Here is a 24363-nt window from a genome sequence, read left to right as displayed (position 1 = left end):
AAAAAAGATGTTGGAGATTATAAAAGAACCCTGGCCGTGGTATGTTGCCGGACCATTGATCGGGCTTACCGTTCCTGCTTTATTGATTATGGGAAATAAATCCTTTGGAATCAGTTCCTCATTAAGACATATCTGTGCAGCCTGTATTCCTGCCAATGTTAATTTTTTCAAATACAACTGGAAAAAAGAAGCCTGGAATCTATTTTTTGTACTGGGAATCTTCTTTGGAGGGATGATTGCTGCCCATCTTCTGGTGAACCCCAATGACATAACAGTGAATCCTGATCTGAAAGCAGAATTGGCAGGATATGGAATTACAGACTACAGCAATCTGGTTCCTTTAGAGCTGATGAATTTCGAAAGCCTGTTGACCCTGAGAGGATTTATTATGATGGTAGTGGGTGGATTTTTGGTTGGTTTCGGAACAAGATACGCAGGAGGATGCACCAGCGGACATGCAATCATGGGACTTTCTAACTTACAGTGGCCTTCTTTGGTGGCAACAGTCTGTTTTATGATTGGTGGTTTTTTAATGGCGAATATGATTCTGCCTATCATTCTTTCCCTATAAATATAATTGAAAAGAAAAGTTTAGATCATGATAAAAGAAAAAGAACAGAATATACATCATCAGAATGCTTTTTGTGTGAACGAAAGTACCTTTACACATAAATGGTATCACAATCTGAAATACCTCATTGCAGGGATTATTTTCGGAATTATTTTTGTGAAAGCAGAAGTGATCAGCTGGTTCCGAATACAGGAAATGTTCCGTCTGCAGTCTTTCCATATGTACGGAATCATTGGAAGCGCTGTTTTGGTAGGAATGATTTCAGTGTGGCTGATTAAAAAAATTAAGATAAAAACAATTGATGGAGAACCTATCACCCTGACACCTAAAAAGTTTAACAAAGGTCAGATCTATGGCGGATTGATATTTGGTTTTGGATGGGCGATTACGGGAGCCTGCCCCGGACCTCTTTTTGCTCAGATTGGAACAGGAGCTTTAGCTGTATCCGTCACCTTGTTGAGTGCCATTGCCGGAACATGGGTATATGGATATTTCAGAGATAAGCTACCTCATTAATACTTTATAAAAAAGACTGCAGAAAAAATCTGCAGTCTCTCCAAGTATAAAATTATGAATAAATGAAGTTCTCCGCACCTAAAGCCATATAAAGATTTATGCGCTCTATTCTGTACTGAAGTTCCAGATTGATGAGGTTCATTTCATTTTTCAAAAGGTCTCTTTGTTTACGGATCAGTACAAAACTGTTGTTGGTACCTACCTTTATTTGTTTCTCAGTGAGTGTAATATTATTTTTCAGCTCATTGACAGCGTTAGTCGTATAAATCATCTGCTTTTCAATGGAACGGAGATTCGCTAAAGAAGATTCCACTTCGTTCAATGCATTCAGAACAGCTTTAGAATATTCTTCAACAACCTGTTTCTGTTGGGAATTTTTTACTTCCACATTCTTTTTAAGCTTTCCACCATTGAATAGAGGAGAAACTAATCCTCCGCCCACTTTTATTAAAGGATTGGAAAATAAAGAATTAATAGATTCTACATTACTTCCGGCACTCCCAAGAGAAGAACTTATACTCAGTGAAGGAAGTCTTGCTGCTTTAGCCTCCTGTACTTCATAAAAAGCTTTTTCAATCTGAAAATGACTGGCCTGTATGTCTGATCTGTCCTCCAGAAGTTCAAGAGGGAAAGATTCAGGAATACTACTTTTTATGGGGGTAAAAGAGTTTTGGGTCATCAGTTTTCCCGCCGGGTATTTCCCGGTAAGAAGCTCCAGAGATCTTCTGGACTGTGTATTGGCATTTTTAATCTTCTCAAGATAGCCCTGCAGGGAAATAATTTCTGCAGAGATATTGGAAATATCCAGAGCATTGGCCGTTCCTACTTTCTTTTGAATGATATAGAGCTTTTCAAGATCTTTAGACTTCTGAATATAACTTTCAACTTTATCTTCCTGAATGTTTCCTGCAATATTCAGAAAATAGGCTTTGGCAATCATCCCGGCAATAGATTGATGCAGTAGTGTATTCTGATGTTTTGCAGAAAAATAGCTGCTGGTACTTGCCATCTGTGAAGATTTATTTTTACCCCAAAGATCAATTTCCCAATTGGCTTTTAATGCAAGACGCTGAATCTGGCTGCCACTCACCAAATTATTGGAAGTATTGGCAACAGCACTTACGGTTGGATAAAGGTCGCTTCCTGCAATTTCCATTGCCAGCTCAATCTGGTTAAGCTTTTCTCTGGCAATAATCAGATCCGCATTATATGACATTCCTTCATTAATAAGGGCTTCCAGTTGAGAGGTCTTAAGATCATTGATCCAGTCATAGGAAATTGATTTTGAATTTGCTTTTCTGTCAAAAATCCAGTCATCCGGAATTTGTATATGAGAAGCAATTTCACTTTTTTCTTTCAGCTCATTTATATTTTCCTTCGTAGCTTCTTTATAACCGATGCATGAGCTTAAGCTTACAGCGAGCACGCTCAATAAAACTAACTTTTTATACATGTTAATGAAGTTTAGGAATCAGGAAGTTGATTTTACTGTTGATTCGTACCATTACTTTTCTGATAAGATGAAGAGGTTTAATATGATCAGAATAGATCACAGCCGTTCCTCTTGCTCCTACTGTAAGCTGTTTCTGGTTATCTTCCAGGACAAACTTGGCAATAAGTTTTCCATCGGTCTCAGGTAATTGTCTTGCGGTATCAGGAAGTCCTGCCGTAGAACCATTTCCGCCCAGCATTCCTCCTGCATTATTCATGATTCCCTGGCTTGTAGCATCAATTACATATTCAAGTTTGGCCTTTACTACTTTTCCCGGTTCTGTTTTAAGAGCAAGCTCTACTTCATTTCCATTTTTTACAGATTCAAGCTCGTTCTGAGCAAAAAATCCAATGACTGACTGCTGTTTCTGAATCAGAACAAATGCAGATTTGAATGGGGCCATAATAGCTCCTTCATTCAGCTGAACATTGGGGATCACACCGTCTGTAGGAGCCAAAACAATGGTCTGGGAAAGATTCCATTTTGCCTGCTCCAGCTTAGCCTGAATCTCAGATACTGATGAATTTTCTCCACCATAAGAAGCATTGGACTTTGTTTCCAAAGACTGTTGTTGTGATTGTGCAGCACTGATTCTGGATTGTAGATCACGTACATTGGTTATTGCCTGTTCAAGATCAAATTTGTTGGCTGCTCCTGCCTGTACAAGTTCTTGATATTGAGTTACTCTTTTATTGGCAAGATCAAGCTGTGACTGTAATGCAGAAATATTTTTTCTGGAAGCCGAAATATCTGCATCATAGGAATGCACAGTGGCTTTCATGCTGCTCAGCTTAGCTTCCAGGGATTTAATTTCCTGTAAATAAGGCTCTCTGTCAAGCACAAATAGAGTATCTCCCTTTTTTACTTCCTGGTTGGTGCTCACATATACTTTCTTCACCTTACCTAAAACCTGTGTAGTAATATCCACACTTCTGTTTCCTACCTTTACATCAGAGGTAATGGGGCAATAATAATTTAAACTTAATATCAAAGCGATAGATCCGAAGATCGGCAATGAATATACGATTACCTGTGTAGTGAATGTCCACGGGATCAGTTTTAATTTTTTTATAAGCAGCCAGCATATTCCGGCATATATTGCAACTAGTAATTCCAGCATGTTTTTTAATTTTCTAAGGGTTTAAATTCTTCTTCAGGTAAATCAGTGTTGTCTGTTTCTTTTTCAGGAGTCGTCTGGTTTCCATAGTCATAATTGGCCCAGATTAAGGCAACCGGCCATAAAAGACCGCCAAAGATCAGAGAAAGAAGGCACATGCTTTTGATAGCGTTCAGCTGGGGATGGTTTTTCTTTTCCGCTACTTTTTCCGGGTAAATGTGAACTTTCCAGAAGAGATAAATCCCTGCAATAGGCAATACAAGTAAGATTAGCCAGGATGCTCCATCGGCTATTTTGTCTTCAACATTGCCTGTAGAGGCCTGCACAAAATTGCATGCTAATAACAGGCAGAGAATGGTGGTTATTCTTTGCATAAATTGGTATAAAATGGTAATAAAATGTTGACTTAAGAAAATACAGATTAAGACCCGAATAAAAATCCGGATAATCACATATTACTCCTGTTAAGATGTAAAGACTATTCTATAAGATGTAATGCTTTGAAGATGATTATATTTTTTTTCATTTGGTTTTTTATTGATGAGGAACTATTTTTTGACCGGACAAAATTATACTGAACGAAACAATTAAAAATATTCTTAAGTTATTTTTTTCTTTGATTCTTTTTTTTAACATCACGGGCAGTAATACGGGAAAGAGAATTAGGGGTAATACCCAAAAAATTGGCAATATACTTTCTGTTTGCATTTTGACAGACAAACGGATGGCTGCTCAGGAATTCTTCATAGCGGGAAAGCGGAGAACTTTTGCAAAACTGCTCTGTGCGTGCGGATAAGATGCTGATAATCTGTTTTAAAGATTTTAAATACAAATTGTAAATTCCTTTATGCTGAAATGCAATCTGTTCAAATTTCTCTTTATTAAAAAGAAAAATTTGTGAATCAATGACAGCCTGTATAGTATACTTTTTCGCGCCTTCTGGGGAATAAGATTCCGGGCTTTCCAAAAAGGCAACCTCTTTTTCCGAGGGCAGGAAAGTATTGATTTCAACTCCGTTTTCATCGTCAAAGAAAAATCTCAGAAGGCCGCTGGTCAGTATAAATAAATGGTTAAATGGCTGACCAGGCTCTAAAAGTTTTTCTTTTTTCCGAAGAAGTTTGGGAGTACTGATGCTTGAAAGGACCTGGATTTCTTCATCCGATAATTCCTTAAAGCAATCCATTCTTCTAAATGTTTTAAACATAAATACTAATTAAAATAACCATTATAAAAATAATAAAAAATAGCAAAGAAAAAATAGTGAAAAAGCCATTAGACTTTCAACGAATTTTTTTAAGATATTTGCTTTGTATTAAATAATTCTTACTTACAATGAACAATAACCGAAGAAGTTTTATTAAAAAACTGGGAATTGCCACAGCAGCACTTACCATTAATCCTTTAGATGTGATGGCCCAAAATCTGCCTGAAAATAAAAAAATCATCAATAAACCTATCGTACTCTCCACCTGGAATTTCGGATTAAAAGCTAATGAAGAAGCATGGACAATCCTTGGAAAAGGGGGGAAAGCTTTGGATGCAGTAGAAAAAGGAGTACGTCTTGTAGAATTAGATCCAAAGGAAAGAAGTGTAGGATACGGAGGCCGTCCGGATAGAGATGGAAGAGTAACGCTGGATGCCTGCATTATGGATGAAAATTATAATATTGGTTCTGTAGCCTGTCTGGAACATGTTAAAAATCCTATTTCTGTTGCCAGAGCGGTAATGGAAAAAACACCTCACGTGATGTTGGTAGGAGATGGAGCATTACAGTTTGCGCTTTCACAAGGTTTTAAAAAAGAGAACCTTCTCACTCCTGAATCAGAAAAAGAATGGAAAGAATGGTTAAAAACCAGTCAATATAAACCTATTGCCAACATTGAAAACCATGATACGATAGGAATGATCGCTTTAGACGCTCAAGGGAACCTTTCTGGTGCTTGTACAACCAGCGGAATGGCTTTCAAAATGCATGGCAGAGTAGGAGATTCCCCAATTATCGGAGCAGGTCTTTTTGTAGATAATGAAGTAGGAGCTGCTACCGCAACAGGTCATGGTGAAGAGGTGATCAGAACGGTAGGAACACATCTTGTGGTTGAGTTGATGAGGCAAGGCAGAAATCCACAGGAAGCTTGTAAGGAAGCGGTAGAAAGAATTGTAAAAATCAATCAGCGAAGAAACAAAAATCTAAAAGATATTCAGGTAGGCTTTATTGCCATCAATAAGCAGGGAGAATATGGATCTTACTGTATTCAGGATGGATTCAACTTTGCTGTTTATGATCAGAAAGGAAACCGCCTGGAAAAACCAGAATTTGCCTTGAAATAAATTCAATAGGAATGGGCTTTAGCCCATTTAAACCCATAAAAGATACCAATTGGCTTTAGCCAAAACATAAAACAAATATGAAAAGAATGATTATCGCTTCTCTACTTCTGATCATGTCTTGCAAAGAAGAAAAGAAGGAAATTAAAATAGATCCCCAACCACAACAGACAGAAGAAAAAACCGTTCAGAATAATGAGTCCAATGATGTAGAAGAAGCCCAAAAATGGCTGAAGACAAGCATTGTGAACTACTTTAAAGCTGATATCGGAAATGAAGAAAAGAATATGCAGAAGATGACAACAAAAGATTATTTTGATTATAAAACTGATGCAACAAATGTTGATCTGGATGTAGATGGAAGCCTTACCGACAAAGAATTTCAGGATAAATGGAAGTCTAAGTTTGATACCGGTAAAGCTGGAGTTGGCATAGGATTTCTTATCTCCGCCCAGGATTGGAACAGTATTGAAGTGGAAAGTTGCGATTTAAAGTCGTCTTCAAAGGATGAATATATCTTCAATGTAGTATTGAGAGATGGTGGCTTCAAAGCTCAATATCCTTCTGTGATCAAAGTAGTAAAACAAAACGGTTCTTTTCTGATTGCAGATGTACTGCAGGATGAACCAAAATAAAATCAAATAGATAATACAATGTCAAAAATAGAAATAGCTTGTTTTAATCCTGAATCAGCAATCATTGCTTTTGAAAATGGGGCAGACAGAATAGAATTATGTGATGGACTGAGTGAAGGTGGAACCACTCCGGATTTCGAAACCATGAAGAAGCTTCGCGAAAAAATTACGATCCCGATTTTTGTGATGATCCGTCCAAGAGGTGGAGATTTCACTTATTCGGATTCGGAATTTGAACAGATGAAAAATGATTTGATTCAATTAAAATCTTTACATGCAGATGGTTTTGTATTCGGTATTCTGGATGAAAATGATGAGGTTAATATAGAACAGAATAAAGCTTTAGTCGAATTGGCAAAACCGCTTCCGTGTACTTTTCACCGTGCCTTTGACCGCGCTGCAAGTCTGGAAGAATCTTTAGAAAAAGTAATTGAATGTGGTTTTACAACCATTCTTACTTCCGGTCAGAAACCGAATGTATCTGAAGGAAAAGAAAACCTTAAGAAACTGGTTGAACTTTCCAACGGAAGAATTGAAATCCTTGTTGGAGGCGGGCTTCGCTCATCCAATATTGAAGGAATAAGAGCCGTTACCCATGCTGGATACTTCCATTCTTCAGCAATTACGGATGGTGGAGCTTTTGCCAATGCGGATGAAGTGGTTGCGTTGAAAAGTAAATAAAACGAATAATATGCGCTCAGTTTGTCATTCCAAGCGCAGCATGGAATCTAAATTTTCAAAGTAGAGATTCCTTCGTTCCTCGAATGACAGAACTATTGAATATTAAGATACAAAACAAAATTATTGATGAATAGAACGATCCTTTTTGCTTTCCTTTTTACACAGAATATCCTTTCAGCACAGTTTTCCCAAAGAAATTTATCTTCTGAAAACTGGCAGTTCAGAAACTCAAAAGATCAAAACTGGCTTCCTGCGAAAGTGCCGGGAACTGTTCATCTGGATTTAATGAATAGCAAGGTGATTCCTGATCCTTATCAAGATGAAAATGAAAAGAAAGTACAATGGATAGAAAATGATGACTGGGATTATCAGACCGTATTTACTGTTTCCACCCAGGAATTAAAGAATGATAATATCGATCTTGTTTTTCACGGACTGGATACATTCTCAGAAATTTATCTTAACGGAAAGCTGTTAAAGAAAACCGACAACATGTTCCGTAAATGGAATATTCCGGTGAAGCCATATCTGAAAACAGGAAAAAATACAGTTCAGATTAAGTTTAAATCCGCTGTCAATACAGGAAAAGAATTAGCGAAAAAAGTTCCGTTCACCCTACCGGAATCACCAAGAAGTTTTGTGAGGAAAGCACAATATCAGTTTGGATGGGATTGGGGACCAAGATTGGTTACGGCTGGAATTTGGAAAGATGTACAATTAGAATTCTGGAATAACGCTAGAATTATAACTGTTAAGGATATTCAGAAAAGAACTTCCGATACTTCTTCTGATTTACATTTTGATGTAGAAATTGAAGCTCAAAACGCTGGAAATTATACCTTGGATCTTAATAAAATTCACCAAAAAATATCTTTAAAAAAAGGAATCAACACGATATCCATTCCTTATGAAACAAGTGGGATGAAACTTTGGCAGCCTAACGGTCGTGGTGAAGCCAATCTCTATGATTTTGAAGTAAAACTATCTAAAGATCAGAAAGATATTGATGTTAAAAATATCAGGATAGGCTTAAGAACAGTTGAATTGGTTCAGGAAAAAGACGGAAAGGGGAAATCATTCTATTTCAAAGTCAATGGACAGCCGTTGTACATCAAAGGAACCAACTGGATTCCTGGAGATAGTTTTTCACCAAGAATGTCCAAAGAAAAGTACCAGAAACTGATCAAAGATACCAAAGCTGCCAATATGAATATGATCCGTATCTGGGGTGGAGGAATCTATGAAGATGATGAGTTTTACAAAGCTTGCGATGAAAACGGAATCCTGGTCTGGCAGGACTTTATGTTTGCGGGTAGTTTTTATCCTGCAGATGAAACATTTCTGAACAATGTAAAAGAAGAAGTAAAAGATCAGGTGAACAGACTTCAGAATCATCCTTCTATTGCTTTGTGGTGCGGAAATAATGAAATTGACGAAGCGATTGTCAATTGGGGCTATCAGAAACAGTTCAAATATTCAAAAAATGATTCACTTCAGGTTTGGAAAGATTATAAAAAGCTGTTTCATGAGGTAATTCCCAATGCATTGGCAGAAAATCTGAAATCGGATAAAAATATATATTGGCCAAGTTCTCCCTCAATCGGTTGGGGACACAAAGAAAGCCTTACCGAAGGAGATTCCCATTATTGGGGTGTTTGGTGGGGCGAGCAGCCTTTTGAAATTTACAACGAAAAAGTGGGACGTTTTATGTCTGAATATGGCTTTCAGGGTACACCAACTCTTGAAACGACAAAATCAATGTTCTCAGGAACTCCGGATTTAAGTCTTCAGAATCCAACTATCAAAGCACATGAAAAACATGCCCGCGGCTGGGATATCATTAATGAATACCTGAAGCGTGATTATAAAATTCCAACAGATTTTGTACAGTACAATTATGTTTCACAGTTGCTACAGGCAAGAGGAATGCAGATCGCTATTGAAGCCCATCGTCGTGCAAAACCCTATAATATGGGAACCTTGTATTGGCAGCTCAATGATTGTTGGCCGGTAGTTTCATGGTCTTCCATTGATTATCTCGGAAACTGGAAAGCCTTCCATTATCAGGCGAAAAGAAGCTTTGAACCTGTGTTGATATCAATTGCTGAAACCGATAAAAGTTATGATATTTATCTGATCAGTGATCTTGTGAAAGAATTTAATTCAGATATTAAGTTTGAACTCATTGATTTTAAAGGAAAAATACTTTGGAAAAGCAATCAGTCAGAAAATATAAAAGCTGATGTAAGTAAGAAAATACGAAGTCTCAGTAAATCAGAACTGGCCCAGTTTGATTTGTCTAAAGCTGTTTTAAAAATCAGTTCTGAAAAAGACACAAAATTTGAAAAATTGTTCTTTTTTAATAAGCCTAAAGATTTAAAGCTGTCAAACCCGGAAATTAAAATCAGAAAAGTTTCATCTACTGAAATTGAAATATCAACAGATATTTTAGCCAAAGATGTTTATCTGGTGGGAGATACTCATTTCAGTGATAATTTCTTTGATCTCTTGCCAGGAACTTCAAAAAGAATTACCCTTTCAAAACCTTTGGAAAAAATTGAAGTGATGAGTCTTTGGGATGTGATGAAGAATTAATATCTATTTTGAAAAAACTTTTGCAAACCTTATAGGTTTTTGAAACCTATAAGGTTTAAAGCAGAAAAGATTCATTAGAAATTCTACCGAAAAAAATATAAATTTTACCCTTCCAACTCAAAAATCAGCCGTAAATTTGCATTATATTTCTTTATAGTTATGGTAAATTTTGTTCTGATTGCAGTGTGTATCATTGCAGGAATGATATTCAAAGCAACAAAATCTATCCACCCCGATGCCCATAAAGGTATCAATACCTGGATTCTTTATCTTGCTCTTCCGGCAGTTTCGTTTAAATATCTGCCTAAAGTAAAATGGACAACAGAGATGCTGTTCCCCATTGCAGCCACATTTTTAGTTTCTGTGTTCTGCTTTTTCTTTATGATGTTTTACAGTAAGAGCAGGGGATACTCAAGGCGGTCCAGAAGTACTTTGGAATTAGCAAGCGGATACAGTAATACTTCATTCATCGGATTTCCCTTAATCAGTGCTTTTTATGGCGAAGGGCTTTTAAGCATTGCCATTATTTGTGACCAGACCATGTTTTTTGCGCTTTCCACCCTCGGAATTATTGCAGCAGTAAAAGGAGGAAGTAAATCAGGAAAAGTAAGTGCCATATTCATTTTAAAAAGATTGGTCACATTCCCTCCGTTAATAGGATGTATTTCAGCTTTGGTATTGTCGAGGTTCATTGACTTTACCGTTGCAGAACCTTTCTTTGATAAACTGGCCGCTACAGTAAGCCCCTTAGCTTTATTTTCAGTCGGATTACAGCTGAAATTCAATGGATGGAAAAAACTGATTCCCCAAATGTCTATGTCGATGCTTTATAAATTGATTCTGGCACCAGCAATAGTATTGGGTATGGATCTGTTATTCGGAATAAAAGGAGATGTAGCTAAAATTACAGTATTTGAAGCAGCCATGCCAACATTGGTTACTTCAAGTATCATTGCAGAACAGTTCCGGCTGAATACAAAACTGACCAACCTGATCATCGGAGTCAGTATTATTGTAGGATTTTTTACCTCTGCATTCTGGTATGAGATGACAGAACTTCTTTTTTAATGATAAGCCATCGTTTATTAATATGAATATGGAGGGATATCTTTGCTGAGTGGAGCGCCCTTGCGACCGAATTAAAACGATTCATCTAATCTTTTGCGGACATTGTGTTTAATCCAGGTTTTAGCTAAAGCCGATTGAAATTTTAATTTTTTATTAAACGGGCTAAAGCCCGTCTCTATTGAATATGATCTCTCGCATATTTTGCTGATTAAGCAGATTGTTCACTCCCCAAGCGTATCCATCCAGTCTGTCATTCCGCAGTAATCCTGTCTCCAAAATTTAAAATATAAAGAGAATAAGTCCAATCTTATTCAATAGAAATGGGCTTTAGCCCATTTAATTAAATGATTTAAATTCCTTTGGCTTTAGCCTAAACTTACACTCAATTTACAGAGAGTAGAATATTTATTGTCAAAGTTTATCCGTACAGTTTGTCATTCCGCAAGAATTCTGCTACCGGATTGAAAATCAGATTAAAAAGACGATTATGATAGAATATTCAGTTTTAAGTTTTGGCGAAAGCCGATTAAAAATTTACTTCTATCAAACGGACTAAAGTCCGTTTCTATTGGATATTTTTTCTAAATTGGATTTCAGGGTCTATTACAGGAACGCGAAAGAATTTCTGTAAAGTTCTTTTATCCACACGCTTTGTCATTCCGCAGGAATCCAGCCTATCATATCATTCTTATTGATCAATAAATTAATGAAATAGCAGACTTTAAAACATCTGATTGTTTAGATTCCTACGGAATGGACAAAAGAGGAAATAAAAACATACAACAGCTTTAGTTTCCAGTTCTGTTAAATAGTATGAAAGAATTTCTGTAAAGTTGCAGTTCTCTCAGGAAAAATCTAATTTTACATTTTAAATATTTCCCTTGCAGTACGCTCAAATTGTTTTACCCCTAAACCTCAAAGGATCTTTCACCTATAAAGTTCCTGAGGAAATGATGTCTGAAATCCAACCAGGAATGCGTGTTCTGGTACCGTTTGGTGGAAAAAAGATCTATACGGGAATCGTATTTGAGCTTCATGATAATGCACCGGAAAACTTTGTAGCCAAGGAAGTCATCAGCATGCTGGATGATCAGCCGATTCTTCCTCAGGAACAGATTGATTTCTGGAACTGGCTTTCAGAATACTATTTGTGCAGCCTTGGAGAGATTTACAGGTTTTCGTTTCCTTCTTCTTTAAAACTGGAAAGTGAAACCTATTTAAAATTAAAACCAGGAGCCATCATAGATTTTGAAAACCTGGATGTTAACGAAATGTATCTGGTTCAGGCCCTGGAAGTTCGACAACTGATCAATCTGACGGATATTGAAGCTTTTATTCCTAAAAAAGATATCATCAAAACCATCAATTCGCTTATTGATCTTCAGTATATTGAAATTGATGAGAAAATTGCTGAAAAGTACAAAGCCAAAGAAGTGGCTTACGTAAGAATTAATGATGAGGTTTTGGCCAATCAAAATCTTACGGATATTCTTTTAAAATTGAACAGAGCACAAAAACAGAAAGATCTTTTCCTTCTTATTTTAGAAAAACAGACTGAAAATCCGGATGCTCCCATTAAAAAATCTGAATTGTTTGAAGACGGTTATTTCGGAAGTTCACACTTCAAACCTTTGGCAGATAAAGGTCTTGTAGAGGAATACTACATGCAGAAAGACAGAATAGAAAGCTATGAAGGAGAAATTGAGGAACTTGAAGAACTTTCCGAACAGCAGAAAACAGCAAAATCTGAAATTGATGAGGCTTTTGAAGAAAGAAAAAATGTTTTGCTTCATGGAGTTACTTCATCGGGAAAAACTCATATTTATTTAGAGAAAATTGATGAATGTATCAAAGAAGGAAAAAATGTTCTGTTTTTGCTTCCGGAAATATCTCTTACGAAACAGATTACTCAAAGGTTAGAAAAAAAATATGGCAGACAGCTCGGTTTTTATCATCAGAAGCTGACCGATTTTGAAAGGGTAGAAGTCTGGAGAAGAATCAGGCAGAACGATATCCGTATTCTGATCGGAACGCGTAATGCATTATTTTTACCTTATCAGAATCTCGGACTTATTGTTGTAGATGAAGAACACGATTCTGCATACAGACCGAGAGAAGTTTCTCCTTATTTTAATGCGAAAGATGCCTCTTTGGTGTTGGGTGGATTGTACCAGGCAGGAGTGATTTTAGGATCAGCAACACCTTCTGTTGAGAGTTATTACAGAGCCCGAAAAGATAAAATGAAATATGTTTTCCTGAATGAAAGATTCGGGAATGTCAATCTGCCGGAATATGAACTCATTAATTTCAAAGAAGCCCAGGAATCTAAAAAGGTCTCAGGAAATTTCTCTTTGAAACTTATCGAAGAGATTAAGAAAACGGTGGATGAAAAAAATCAGGCAATTGTTCTTCATAATCGTCGTGGCTATTCCAATGTCATAGAATGTGAAAGCTGTGGGTATGTGAACTACTGTTCCAATTGTGATGTGGTAATGACTTATCACAAAGCCGCCAATGAAATGAAGTGCCATTACTGCGGACAAAGAGCTTCAAAACCTAAAACCTGCCCGAAATGTAATTCTGAAAAGCTGAACGAAAGAGGAGTCGGTGTAGAGCAGATTCATGAAGAAGTTACCAAACTTTTCCCTGAAAATGAGGTGGATAGAATGGATGTAGATTCCATGCGTAAAAAATTCGCTTACGAAAAGCTGTACGAGAAAATTGAAGATGGAGAAACTGACATTATTGTAGGAACACAGATGATTTCAAAAGGACTGGATTTTGATCATATCGAACTGGTGACGATTCCTAAAGCGGATTCTTTATTATATGTACAGGATTTCAGAGCGGAAGAAAGAGCATATCAACTGATCACCCAGGTTTCGGGAAGGGCTGGAAGAGTGTCCGGAAAAGGGAGAATCCTTATTCAGACCTTTAATCCTGATCATTCCGTATTTCAGCTGATCAAGATGAACAACCCTGCCAAGATCTATAAATATATCCTTACAGAGCGTCAGAAATTCCATTATCCGCCTTTCACCAAGCTGATTATGATTGAAATGAAACACAGAAGAGAGGATAAAGCAGACCGTGCATCCCGCTTTCTGGGTTCTATCCTCAGAAAATATCTTCCTGAAGATTGTGTTTTAGGACCTGAAAGAGCTCAGATTGCAAGACTGAATAATCTCTATCAGTTTCAGATTATGCTTAAACTTCCCCGTGGGAAAAACTATGAGAAATTCAAAAACATGGTTTTGATAAGTTTGAAAGAATTTGATGAAATCACTGCATATCAAAGCATTAAAAAAGATGTTTTTGTTGATTTTTAACAATTTTTAACAAACTTTAGACTCTTTTATAACGGGTCGGTGGCCCGTTATATGACAATAATTTCTACTTTTGGACGTTGATTAAGTGTTTGGCTCTTGTACTGGATGATTTAACCTGTCATTTTTTATAGAGTCAAAACTATAGAACAAAAAGAAGATAGATGGTAAATTTCAGAAAATATATTTCAAGTGCGGCGGTGTTGGCTTCTGGTCTTTTCCTGGCTCAATCTACCGTTTCTACCGTTCTTTATTCTCAGAATTATGACAATCAGAAAAGCAGCTTAAACCTGCCGTCACCCGTTAGTACGATGGTGGAGAAAACTGTTTTGTCAGCAAAAGAACTTGTAGACATTAATGTAAACACAATGATGGCGGATCCTGTGCTGAAAAATGCAACCTGGGGATTCGTAGTGTATGATCCGAAAACGAAGAAGGTAATCTCTTCGTATAACGAAAATACTCCTTTAGTACCTGCTTCTACTACAAAGTTGCTTACAACGGAAACGGCATTAAACATGCTGGGTGAAAATTACCGTTGGATGACTCAGCTGGAGTACTCAGGAACGATAGACGAAAATGGAGTGTTGAATGGAAATCTTTATGTGATAGGAAGCGGTGACCCTTCTTTGGGAACTAACAAAGCTGGTGCAGCATCTTATCGAGATATTATTTCAGATTTCGTAGGCGGTATTTCAAGAGAGGGAATCAAAAAGGTAAATGGTGATATTATCATTCAGACAGCGCTTTTCAAAGGCAATATTTCAGTGCTTCCGGAAAATGTTGTATGGTTGGAAAACAATAATTATTATCTGCCTGCAGGAAGTACCCGCGATATCAACCCTGCCAACGAAAAACTGATTGTTAAAAAAGGAGGTTTCTCTACAGAAAAGAAATTTTTCTACGTTTCTCCTTACAACCATCAGATGGTATATGCTGATAAATACGAAGGAAACGGAGCTTTAACAACCAAACTTCCTGATGCTCCGGCTTATCTTGCCAACTCTTTCAGAACAACATTGGTAAAAAGCGGAATTCCTGTTACCGGAAAAGTAACTCCGAAAATGACAGATGCAGCACCAGAAAACAGAAAAATGCTTTCAGCGTATAAGTCCCCGACTTTAAATGATATTATTTATTATACCAATCAGCACAGTGACAATTCATTGGCAGAAGCTTTGCTGAAAACGGTAGGATATCAGAAAATGGGTGATCAGACTTCAGAATCCGGAAGAATGGTGGTGACTAATCACCTGAAAGATGCCGGTTTTGATATGATTGGCCTTAATTATATGGATGGAAGCGGACTGTCAAGAAGCAATAATGTAACGCCAATTTCTCAGGTGAAGTTTCTTACTTCTCTGATGGATCAGAAATACTACAGATCTTATCTGACTTCTTTACCCATCGGAGGACAATCCGGAACTTTAAAAAGAATGTTCAATATGGGAGGAAACGGACAGGTTTTTGCTAAAACAGGAACACTGAATAAAGTGAAAACATTAGCTGGTTATCTGAAGACCAATTCAGGAAAAACATTGGTTTTCTCTTTAATGGTGAATAACTATTCCGGATCGGTAGATATGGTGAAGAAAAGAATGGAGAAGATTCTTGAACCTGCATTAGATCTTTAAAAATTTTTTATTTTATATATTATAACAGCCTTTTAATCATTGATTAAAAGGTTTTTTTTATATTTGATTAAATTTTTCTAAACATGACAAAATTGTACCTTTTGGTGTTGGGATTTCTATTTTCCCAACAGTTCTATAGCCAGAAGCAAGAACAAAACATTGATATGAAGGGACTCATCGAAAAAGAGAAAAAATCCTTCACTCAAAAAATGAACATCGGGAATACGAATCCCAATACGCTGAATTACGACTTGCAGTATCAGAGAATGGATGTGAGCCTGGATCCTGCGGTATATAACATCTCCGGATCAGTGACTTCTCACTTTAAGCCTAACCAAAATATGGGAAGTATTTATTTTGATCTTTCCAATTCTTTAACGGTTTCTCAGGTGAAGTATCATGGAACTAACATTACAAGCTTTCAGCAGCTTCCTTCAAAAGAACTGAAAATTGATTTTCCGGCTTCCATTCCAGCCAATACACTAGACTCTCTTACCATTTATTATGCAGGTGCACCATCTACAAGCAATGATGCTTTCAAAACTGCTCTTCAAAGCGGAACTCCGGTACTTTCTACTTTGAATGAACCTTATGGGGCACAGGACTGGTTTCCTACCAAGCAGAGTTTAAATGATAAAATTGAAAGATTTGATTTTAAAATTACAACGCCATCCAATTATAGTGTAGCCGCCAATGGAAAGCTGATGTCTGAAACTTTTCCTACAGGAAGTACGAAGCTTACTTTCTGGAGAACAATGTATCCTACGCCGGCTTATCTGATCGCACTGTCGATTACAAATTTTGTTAAACTTACTGATACCATTGGAAATCCTCCGTTTCCTTTTGTGAACTATATCTATCCGTCCACGAATTCAAATCCAACAAGCATTGCGAATATTAACTGGACAAAGCAGGTAATGGATACTTTTGAAACCTATTTTGGAACTTATCCTTTCCGTAATGAAAAATACGGTCACATGGAATTCATGTATGGTGGAGGAATGGAGCATCAGACCATGTCTTCCATGGGTGGATGGAGCAAGCAGTTGATTGCCCATGAGCTTACTCACCAGTGGTTTGGAGATAAAGTAACCTGTGGCGCATGGAATGATATCTGGCTGAATGAAGGTTTTGCAACTTTTGGAGAGCATCTTGCCAATGAAAAACTATTGATGACCAACACAGAATTTTTGAATTACTTACAAGGTCAGTCTAACTACATTACCGCAAGTACAACAGGAACTGTGTATGTACCGGATTCCGGCCTTTCAAGCATCAACAGAATATTTGACAGCAGATTGTCTTATGCTAAAGGAGGATATGTATTGAGAATGCTGAAGTGGATTTTAGGTGACGCTGCATTTTACCAGGCACTTAAAGACTATCATGCAAGACCGAACCTTGCCTACAGCTATGCTCGTACTGCTGATTTTAATGCTTCTTTGCTTCAGTCTACCGGAACAGACTTTACAGAGTTTTTCAATGACTGGGTATATGGCGAAGGATATCCTACTTATACCATAAAATGGATGCAGGGCGGAAATCAGGCTTTATTTAAAGTTTCTCAGACGCAAAGTAGTGCTAATGTTAGCTTTTTTGAAATGCCTCTACCTATTAAAGTGACAGGAACTGCAGGTCAGACTGCTTATTTTGTTCTTAATAATACATCCAATAATCAAAGCTTTTTACAGTCGGTAACATTCCCGATAGCAAGTGTTCAGTTTAATTATGATTACCAGATTATTGAGAAAAACTCTACAGTGACTCAGGATAATACGTTGAGTGTTTCTTCTGTTGAGAAAGAAGGTTTTGGTTTGTATCCGAACCCTGCAAAAAATGAGATTAATCTGAAAGGTATTAACAAAGCTGTTGATTTTACAATTCATGCTATAGACGGAAAATTGGTTGGAAAAGGAACGTATCAGCCAGGTAAAGCGATTGGAATTGCAGAATTAGTTCCGGGAGCTTATTTCATTACGATTGATGAAAAGAATATCAAATTTATCAAACATTAAAAATGAAAATGGTAAAGTATGAATGATACTTTTATCAAAATCAATCATAATATAACAAAAGAAGCTTTCAGATTTGAAAGCTTCTTTGTTTTCTTGCCGCTCTGGCTCCTCTTTTTCTTGCCGTTTTCACTTTATATTCAAACCATTTTTCTTTGAATACTTTTCGCATGAGATTATCAAAATGTCTGGTAATGACCAGGTTTTTAAATCCACGCCATTTTTCGAGCGGACTTGAAGGTAGTGCCCTTACCGATATGGAATATCCTTCCGTGTCATATTGAATATAATGCCACCAGCCGGAAGGAATATAGAGGGTTTCTCCAGGGTGGATAATAGCTTCATAACCGTTTAAATAAAGTAGCGCCGGATATTTTCTGTAATCGGGATTTTTAATTTGAGCCAGACTGTGGAAATTGTAGGGGAGTTTATACATAAAATCAGACTGTTCCCACGGGAAGAGCCATATTCTTTTGATTCCCTGGAATTGTGTAATAAAAACGTGTGACATATCGATATCAATATGATTTCTTGTGACAGAACCTTCACCACCAAAAAACATAAAGGGCAGCCATTTCAGTATTTTACCATTCGTAACATCATTGTAGATAATGTCGTTCTTAAGCTCAGGTTTTATTTTTAATAAATTAAATAAGAAGAGCCTGTGTTCAGTAGGAGTAGATTGAATCAAATCAAGATATTCTGAAAATGTAGTCTGTGCAATAGGATCACTGGCCACTCTGTCCAGGGAATCAAGCTCGCTGCCGTAGATATTCACCCTATGATCTCCTGCGATTTCTTTGAAATACTCATAATTCCACTTTTTGAAAGCTGGACTTTCCGGATGCACAAAGTCTTCAATAATAATCGGAACTCTCGGCTTCATATGGTTGTTGATAAAGGTTTCTGAACTGATCATCTTTATTTTTTGTACCGGCTTTAATCTCATGCATTAAAATTTTAAACAAATATAAATATTATCCTACTAAATTTATAGACTAATAATGTTAAAACTGAAATCTATATTCATTTTTTAGAATTAAGCATATAAAAGGTTTTATTTTACTGCCTTTTTAGTAAATTAGCACATCTAAAAAATTACTAAAAATGATCTCTGAAAAATACCTTCAACATTTACAGAACGAACTTCAGAATATTGAGAATGACGGACTTTACAAAAGAGAAAGAATCATCACCTCTCAACAGAGTGCAGAAATAGAAGCGAACGGAAAAAAGCTTTTGAACTTCTGTGCTAATAATTATCTGGGATTATCCAACCATCCGGAAGTAATGAAAGCTTCTCAGGATATGATCCAATCTCACGGATACGGAATGTCTTCTGTACGTTTCATCTGTGGAACACAGGATATTCACAAGGATTTGGAGAAAAAGATTGCTGATTTCTTAGGTCTTGAAGATACCATCCTTTATGCAGCAGCATTTGATGCAAACGGAGGTGTTTTTGAACCATTGTTTACAGAAGAAGATGCTATTATTTCAGATGAACTGAACCACGCATCAATCATTGATGGTGTTCGTTTGTGTAAAGCAGCGAGATACAGATATAAAAATAATAATATGGCGGATCTGGAAGCTCAGTTGATTGCAGCTTCTGAAAAGAATCACCGTTTCAAAATCATCGTTACAGACGGAGTATTTTCAATGGACGGTATTGTAGCAGACTTAAAAGGAGTTTGTGACCTTGCTGATAAATATGATGCTCTGGTAATGGTAGACGATTCCCACGCAACAGGTTTCATCGGGAAAACCGGACGCGGAACTCACGAAGCAAATGAGGTAATGGGTAGAGTAGATATCATCACTTCTACCTTAGGAAAAGCTTTAGGGGGGGCTTTAGGAGGATTTACTTCCGGTAAAAAAGAGATCATCGATATGCTGAGACAGCGTTCAAGACCATACTTATTCTCCAACTCTCTGGCACCTGGAATCGTAGGAGCTGCTTTGAAAGTTTTGGATATGATTTCTGATGATACTACTCTTCGTGATAAAGTAATGGAAAATGCAGAATATTTCAGAACGGAAATGAAAGCTAAAGGTTTTGATATTCCTGAAGGAGATGCTGCTATTGTTCCGGTAATGCTTTATGATGCACCGCTTTCACAGAAAATGGCTGAAAAGCTTATGGATGAAGGTATTTACGTCATCGGATTCTTCTATCCTGTAGTACCGAAAGGAAAAGCGAGAATCAGAGTACAGTTATCTGCGGCTCATACAAGAGAACATTTGGATAAAGCAATTGCTGCTTTTGAAAAAGTTGGAAAAGAATTAGGAGTAATCTCTTAAGGTAAAAATCTACTTTTGTAGAATAAAAAACAGGATTTCTTAGATGTTAGAGAAATCCTGTTTTTTTTATTCAGGGAATTGGAAGTATTGGGAATAAAGAAAAAATGAAATAGATTAAAAATATACAAATTTTAAAATGATTGATATTATTTCTCTTTAATAATTAAATAATTTGAGTTAAAAAAAAAGCTATTGCTGAATAAATGATAATATAATATATTTGGAACACTAATTCTAATAACCAGTATGTGAAAAAATATTTACTTCCTTTTGCTTTTTTTAGCTTTTTTAATACCATTTATGCCCAATCTAATGATTACAAATCAATACTTACCGTAAGTGCTTTCGCTCCTTTTCGTGACCAACGCTATAACATAGGGTATATGCGGAAATTAAATGAAAGATGGTGGATTGGAAGCGAACTGGCCTATGGAACCGACAGAATAATGCCCGTAAATATGGGCAATTTTGAAGGGAAAAACAGAATTTTTGAGATAAGACCGGAAGTTTTTTACAGCTTGGCGCCTCAATCAAGATTAAAGCATTTTGTATCAGCAGAAGTTTTCTATTTAAATCAAACAGGAAAAAATATTTCAGGAAAATATTATGATGAAAATGATGTTTATTATTCTTTTAGTTCAGCAGATTATAAAAGAACCAAATACGGATTAAATATTAACTACAGCATTTTGATTCATAAAGAATCTTCATGGTTTGGCTTTATGCCTAAAATTGGCTTTGGTATCAGGCAAAAAAATGTTTCTTATACTAATATGACTGGAAAGGAAGAAGAGTATGCTCCTGTAGATGGTCTTCCCTTTGATTATCATTCCAATCGGCAAGGATCCAGTTTGGGTTTCAATTTTAATGTTGATATGAAATTCATTTTCAAATTCTAAAAAATATTGAATCTTTATTATTTTAAGCTAAAGATTTTAGATTAAATTCTCTTTTTTTCCGAAATAAACTATCTTTGCAAACAAATTTTTAGGATGCTGTATACCGTCATCAAAGCTTTACATATTATCTTCATGGTAAGCTACTTTGCGGGAATTTTTTATCTCGTGAGGATTTTCGTTTATTATAAAGATACCGATGAATTTCCGGAAGAAAAAAAGAAAATTCTGAGAGAGCAGTACACTTTTATGGCCAGAAGGCTGTGGAATATTATCACCGTTCCTGCGGGGATAATCATGGCAGTTTGCGGATTGGTCATGATCTTTTTAAATACCGGGCTGATGAAAATGCCTTGGTTTCATTTGAAACTGACCTTCCTTATCGGGCTTGCCATTTACCATTACTGGTGCTGGAAAAAAGTCCTTCATTTAAAAGAATTACATGGAGATACCCTGCCGATTGCCAATATCAAACTGAGACAGGCGAATGAAATTGCAACATTCATTCTGTTTCTGGTGGTATTTACCGTTGTATTAAAATCAATGGTGATCGAATACTGGTGGCAATTAATTGCAGGATTTTTCGTTCTTGTATTGCTGATCATGATGACAGTGAAACTGGTTAATAAAAATAAAAAAAACAAATAATTGTAGAGTAGGCCGTATGTCTTGAAACATGCATCCTTTTTACATCTTACAAAAAAACTATGATTGCAATTTTAAAGAAAGAACTTTGGAGTTACTTTGGAAACTGGAGTGCATGGGTGATCATTGCCGCTTTCAGTTTGATAGCAACCCTTTTCCTGTTCTTTTTCGACAACGATTCTAATATTTTTGAGATCGGAATGGCCTCGCTTCAGAGCTATTTCGTATTGGTTCCATGGCTGTTGATGTTTATCATTCCGGCACTTTCCATGAAAACTTTTGCCGAAGAACAGCAAACCGGAACATTAAACTGGCTTTTCTCACAACCATTAAAAGTTTCAGAACTGGTAGCTGGAAAATTTCTTTCCGTATGGATTGTTGGGATTTTATGCCTTATTCCTTCTTTAATTTACTTGTATACAGTCTATGTTTTGGGAGTTCCTGCAGGAAATATTGACTTGGGGATGACTTTCGGAAGTTATATTGGACTGATGATCTTAATTGCTGCCTTTTCAGCAGTAGGAATCCTGGCATCTTCCTTATCACAAAATCAGATTATGGCTTATCTGCTGGGCGTTTTCATGTGCTTCATCATGTATTTTGGAATTGAACAGCTGGCGAGCTATAAATTATTGGGAGGTGCAGATTTTATCCTGCAGAATATTGGTTTCTATCAGCATTTCTTAGGCTTTACAAGAGGGCTTATTGATTTTAAAGATGTAGCCTATTTTGTACTGGTTATTGGTGCTTCATTAGTATTGTCTAATCATTTTATTAACAAAAAGAAGTAGAATCATGAAGAAGTTCAATGCTAAATCTCCACTGGGAATTTTCTTAATTGTAATTGTTCCTTTAGTGATTATCCTGACCTATTCGGGAATAAGATTAGACTTAACAAAAGAAAAAAGATATACCCTTTCTGATAATACCATCAAAGTATTAGAGTCTGTTAAAAAGCCTCTGACGGTTGAAGTGTATCTGGAAGGAGACTTTCCTGCAAGTTTCAAACAGCTGCAAAGCGAAACGAAATTTATGCTTGAAGAATTCAGAAAAATTAATCCGAAGATTGATTTCAAATTCATCGATCCTATTAAAACAAAAATGTCTCAGGACACTCTGATGGCAATGGGAATGCAGCCGTCTATTCTTCCGGATGTAAAAGATGGAAAGATCTCACAGATCACCCTTTTCCCTTATGCGGTGATTAAACATGGAAATGACGGAGTTTCTATCCCGTTAGTGGTACAGCAGGCAGGAATCGATGCCGATCAGCAGTTGACAAGATCCATTGAAGGATTGGAATATAATCTTGTTTCTAATATTAAAAACATTGCAGCAGCCAAGAGAAAGAAAATCGGAATTCTGGTCAACCACGATGAATTGAATCCGGACGAGTTCCAGGGATTTGTACAACTTGCAATGGAAAACTACGATGCAGGACCTATTATTCCTAAAAATCAGACGGAACTTTCAGTGGAAGATATTCCGCTATTAAAACAGATGAGTGCTTTGGTGATTGCAAAACCAAGAAAATCTTTTACAGATAATGAAAAAGTAATTTTGGACCAATACATCATGAACGGAGGGAAAACTCTTTGGATGATTGATGCGGTAAATGCTGAAATGGATACGTTAACAAGATCCAAAAAAGTAATGCCTTTCCCTGTAGATATCAATATGACAGACTTCTTTTTCAATTACGGGATAAGAATCAATCCTGCTCTGGTAAAAGATGTGAAAAAGTTTGCTCTTTTAAGACTGGTTACAGGAGAAGTGAGTGGAAATCCTCAGTATACAAGCTTACCTTGGCCTTATTATCCGCTTGGAATTGCTGAAAACAATAATCCGATCACCAAAAATATCAATCCTGTAAAATTTGAATTCCCAACTTCTATCGATACATTAGGAGGGAGAAAGAATATCAAAACAAAAGTTCTTTTCGAATCCAGTGAAAGAACATTGCTGAAACAGGTTCCAAATTATGTGGATCTGAAAGAAATTGCAAGCGTAGACAGTCTTGGACAAATGGAAAAACCAAGTACACCAAAGATCTTCGCTGTAGCATTGGAAGGAAAATTCAACTCTGCCTATGCATCAAGAATTGAAAGAAAATCTTACCCTGGATTCAAAGCATCCAGCCCGGAAAACAAAATGATTGTGATTGCAGACGGAGATGTAGGAAGAAATAAAGTGATCAAAGGTAAACCACTTCCATTAGGTGTAGACCTATTGACAAACGAGCAGTTTGGAAACGAACAGTTTCTTAGAAATGCTTTAGATTACCTTCTTGATGACAGCAACCTGATGGAACTGAGAAACCGAAACATTGAAGAAAGACTTCTTGACAGACAAAGAATTACTGAAGAGAAATCGACCTGGCAATGGATCAATTTACTGCTTCCATTGGCTATTATCGGTCTTATCGGAGGATTGTTCTTCTGGTTAAGGAAAAAGAAATTTGGATAAAACATAAAAAAGAAGCCGTCTCACAACTGAGGCGGTTTTTCTTGTTAAAAAGTAAATAATTTTTATATATTTTGATTTGT

The 24363-nt window shown here is 36.6% G+C and carries 20 protein-coding genes; 15 read left to right on the top strand and 5 right to left on the bottom strand.

Annotated elements, in window-relative coordinates; genetic code table 11:
* The first annotated feature begins 7 nt into the window (after window positions 1-7).
* Both NK356_RS20260 and NK356_RS20255 read left to right on the top strand, forming a co-directional pair.
* A complete protein-coding gene (locus NK356_RS20260; RefSeq protein ID WP_034695364.1) occupies window positions 8-571 on the top strand; it encodes a YeeE/YedE family protein in 564 nt (187 codons plus the stop codon).
* 27 nt (window positions 572-598) lie between these two features.
* Window positions 599-1087 carry a DUF6691 family protein gene (locus NK356_RS20255; protein WP_253317887.1) on the top strand — a complete coding sequence of 163 codons (489 nt, stop codon included), beginning with the start codon at window positions 599-601 and terminating at the stop codon, window positions 1085-1087.
* A gap of 52 nt (window positions 1088-1139) precedes the next feature.
* Here the strand turns inward: NK356_RS20255 and NK356_RS20250 are convergent, their stop codons facing one another.
* From NK356_RS20250 to NK356_RS20235, 4 genes are all read right to left on the bottom strand, one after another.
* Window positions 1140-2540: a TolC family protein gene (locus NK356_RS20250; RefSeq protein WP_034695366.1), complete on the bottom strand. Its 1401-nt coding sequence runs from the start codon at window positions 2538-2540 to the stop codon at window positions 1140-1142.
* 1 nt (window position 2541) lies between these two features.
* On the bottom strand, window positions 2542-3699 hold the full coding sequence (locus tag NK356_RS20245; RefSeq protein ID WP_253317886.1) for an HlyD family secretion protein: 1158 nt from the start codon (window positions 3697-3699) through the stop codon (window positions 2542-2544).
* Window positions 3700-3704: 5 nt separating this feature from the next.
* Window positions 3705-4070, bottom strand: coding sequence for a DUF3302 domain-containing protein (locus NK356_RS20240; protein ID WP_253317885.1), 366 nt, complete (start codon window positions 4068-4070; stop codon window positions 3705-3707).
* Window positions 4071-4300: 230 nt separating this feature from the next.
* Window positions 4301-4879 carry a Crp/Fnr family transcriptional regulator gene (locus NK356_RS20235; RefSeq protein WP_253317884.1) on the bottom strand — a complete coding sequence of 193 codons (579 nt, stop codon included), beginning with the start codon at window positions 4877-4879 and terminating at the stop codon, window positions 4301-4303.
* A gap of 149 nt (window positions 4880-5028) precedes the next feature.
* Here NK356_RS20235 and NK356_RS20230 point away from each other — a divergent pair, with 149 nt between their 5' ends.
* The 8 genes from NK356_RS20230 (at window position 5029) to NK356_RS20195 (ending at window position 17975) form a co-directional block, all read left to right on the top strand.
* Complete coding sequence (locus NK356_RS20230; protein WP_253317883.1) at window positions 5029-6024, top strand: isoaspartyl peptidase/L-asparaginase family protein; 996 nt, start codon at window positions 5029-5031, stop codon at window positions 6022-6024.
* 77 nt (window positions 6025-6101) lie between these two features.
* The gene (locus tag NK356_RS20225) at window positions 6102-6656 is read left to right on the top strand and encodes a hypothetical protein (RefSeq protein WP_253317882.1); all 555 of its coding nucleotides are present in this window, start codon (window positions 6102-6104) and stop codon (window positions 6654-6656) included.
* A gap of 18 nt (window positions 6657-6674) precedes the next feature.
* Window positions 6675-7337 carry a copper homeostasis protein CutC gene (locus NK356_RS20220; RefSeq protein ID WP_253317881.1) on the top strand — a complete coding sequence of 221 codons (663 nt, stop codon included), beginning with the start codon at window positions 6675-6677 and terminating at the stop codon, window positions 7335-7337.
* A gap of 126 nt (window positions 7338-7463) precedes the next feature.
* Window positions 7464-9932: a glycoside hydrolase family 2 protein gene (locus NK356_RS20215; protein WP_253317880.1), complete on the top strand. Its 2469-nt coding sequence runs from the start codon at window positions 7464-7466 to the stop codon at window positions 9930-9932.
* A 159-nt stretch (window positions 9933-10091) separates the two neighbouring features.
* Window positions 10092-11000: an AEC family transporter gene (locus tag NK356_RS20210; protein ID WP_253317879.1), complete on the top strand. Its 909-nt coding sequence runs from the start codon at window positions 10092-10094 to the stop codon at window positions 10998-11000.
* An 881-nt stretch (window positions 11001-11881) separates the two neighbouring features.
* Window positions 11882-14329, top strand: a complete 2448-nt coding sequence (priA, locus tag NK356_RS20205) for a primosomal protein N' (protein WP_253317878.1) — start codon at window positions 11882-11884, stop codon at window positions 14327-14329.
* A gap of 161 nt (window positions 14330-14490) precedes the next feature.
* A complete protein-coding gene (dacB, locus tag NK356_RS20200) occupies window positions 14491-15960 on the top strand; it encodes a D-alanyl-D-alanine carboxypeptidase/D-alanyl-D-alanine-endopeptidase (protein ID WP_253317877.1) in 1470 nt (489 codons plus the stop codon).
* A gap of 83 nt (window positions 15961-16043) precedes the next feature.
* Window positions 16044-17975: a M1 family metallopeptidase gene (locus tag NK356_RS20195; RefSeq protein WP_034695379.1), complete on the top strand. Its 1932-nt coding sequence runs from the start codon at window positions 16044-16046 to the stop codon at window positions 17973-17975.
* Window positions 17976-18042: 67 nt separating this feature from the next.
* Here NK356_RS20195 and NK356_RS20190 read toward each other — a convergent pair whose 3' ends face one another.
* Complete coding sequence (locus NK356_RS20190; RefSeq protein WP_253317876.1) at window positions 18043-18921, bottom strand: cupin-like domain-containing protein; 879 nt, start codon at window positions 18919-18921, stop codon at window positions 18043-18045.
* A 158-nt stretch (window positions 18922-19079) separates the two neighbouring features.
* Here NK356_RS20190 and kbl point away from each other — a divergent pair, with 158 nt between their 5' ends.
* The 5 genes from kbl (at window position 19080) to gldG (ending at window position 24283) form a co-directional block, all read left to right on the top strand.
* Window positions 19080-20276, top strand: a complete 1197-nt coding sequence (gene kbl / locus NK356_RS20185) for a glycine C-acetyltransferase (RefSeq protein WP_034695383.1) — start codon at window positions 19080-19082, stop codon at window positions 20274-20276.
* A gap of 248 nt (window positions 20277-20524) precedes the next feature.
* Complete coding sequence (locus tag NK356_RS20180) at window positions 20525-21175, top strand: hypothetical protein (protein ID WP_253317875.1); 651 nt, start codon at window positions 20525-20527, stop codon at window positions 21173-21175.
* Between the two features lie 93 nt (window positions 21176-21268).
* The gene (locus tag NK356_RS20175; protein WP_253317874.1) at window positions 21269-21820 is read left to right on the top strand and encodes a CopD family protein; all 552 of its coding nucleotides are present in this window, start codon (window positions 21269-21271) and stop codon (window positions 21818-21820) included.
* 59 nt (window positions 21821-21879) lie between these two features.
* A complete protein-coding gene (locus tag NK356_RS20170; RefSeq protein ID WP_034695387.1) occupies window positions 21880-22608 on the top strand; it encodes an ABC transporter permease in 729 nt (242 codons plus the stop codon).
* A gap of 4 nt (window positions 22609-22612) precedes the next feature.
* Window positions 22613-24283 (top strand): gliding motility-associated ABC transporter substrate-binding protein GldG, encoded by a 1671-nt coding sequence (gldG, locus tag NK356_RS20165; protein WP_253317873.1) that lies wholly within the window; start codon window positions 22613-22615, stop codon window positions 24281-24283.
* Window positions 24284-24363 lie beyond the last annotated feature (80 nt).

Origin of the sequence: Chryseobacterium sp. S0630 (genome assembly GCF_024158915.1) — a bacterium.
Lineage (GTDB): Bacteria > Bacteroidota > Bacteroidia > Flavobacteriales > Weeksellaceae > Chryseobacterium.
Note: the sequence above shows the minus strand (reverse complement) of the source record. Positions and strands in the feature narration are given on the sequence as shown.

Bases quoted from the DNA above. Each gene is read 5' to 3' on its own strand.
- NK356_RS20260 (WP_034695364.1), top strand. From the start codon at position 8: ATGTTGGAGATTATAAAAGAACCCTGGCCGTGGTATGTTGCCGGACCA.
- NK356_RS20255 (WP_253317887.1), top strand. From the start codon at position 599: ATGATAAAAGAAAAAGAACAGAATATACATCATCAGAATGCTTTTTGT.
- NK356_RS20250 (WP_034695366.1), bottom strand. From the start codon at position 2,540: ATGTATAAAAAGTTAGTTTTATTGAGCGTGCTCGCTGTAAGCTTAAGC.
- NK356_RS20245 (WP_253317886.1), bottom strand. From the start codon at position 3,699: ATGCTGGAATTACTAGTTGCAATATATGCCGGAATATGCTGGCTGCTT.
- NK356_RS20240 (WP_253317885.1), bottom strand. From the start codon at position 4,070: ATGCAAAGAATAACCACCATTCTCTGCCTGTTATTAGCATGCAATTTT.
- NK356_RS20235 (WP_253317884.1), bottom strand. From the start codon at position 4,879: ATGGATTGCTTTAAGGAATTATCGGATGAAGAAATCCAGGTCCTTTCA.
- NK356_RS20230 (WP_253317883.1), top strand. From the start codon at position 5,029: ATGAACAATAACCGAAGAAGTTTTATTAAAAAACTGGGAATTGCCACA.
- NK356_RS20225 (WP_253317882.1), top strand. From the start codon at position 6,102: ATGAAAAGAATGATTATCGCTTCTCTACTTCTGATCATGTCTTGCAAA.
- NK356_RS20220 (WP_253317881.1), top strand. From the start codon at position 6,675: ATGTCAAAAATAGAAATAGCTTGTTTTAATCCTGAATCAGCAATCATT.
- NK356_RS20215 (WP_253317880.1), top strand. From the start codon at position 7,464: ATGAATAGAACGATCCTTTTTGCTTTCCTTTTTACACAGAATATCCTT.
- NK356_RS20210 (WP_253317879.1), top strand. From the start codon at position 10,092: ATGGTAAATTTTGTTCTGATTGCAGTGTGTATCATTGCAGGAATGATA.
- dacB (WP_253317877.1), top strand. From the start codon at position 14,491: ATGGTAAATTTCAGAAAATATATTTCAAGTGCGGCGGTGTTGGCTTCT.
- NK356_RS20195 (WP_034695379.1), top strand. From the start codon at position 16,044: ATGACAAAATTGTACCTTTTGGTGTTGGGATTTCTATTTTCCCAACAG.
- NK356_RS20190 (WP_253317876.1), bottom strand. From the start codon at position 18,921: ATGAGATTAAAGCCGGTACAAAAAATAAAGATGATCAGTTCAGAAACC.
- kbl (WP_034695383.1), top strand. From the start codon at position 19,080: ATGATCTCTGAAAAATACCTTCAACATTTACAGAACGAACTTCAGAAT.
- NK356_RS20175 (WP_253317874.1), top strand. From the start codon at position 21,269: ATGCTGTATACCGTCATCAAAGCTTTACATATTATCTTCATGGTAAGC.
- NK356_RS20170 (WP_034695387.1), top strand. From the start codon at position 21,880: ATGATTGCAATTTTAAAGAAAGAACTTTGGAGTTACTTTGGAAACTGG.
- gldG (WP_253317873.1), top strand. From the start codon at position 22,613: ATGAAGAAGTTCAATGCTAAATCTCCACTGGGAATTTTCTTAATTGTA.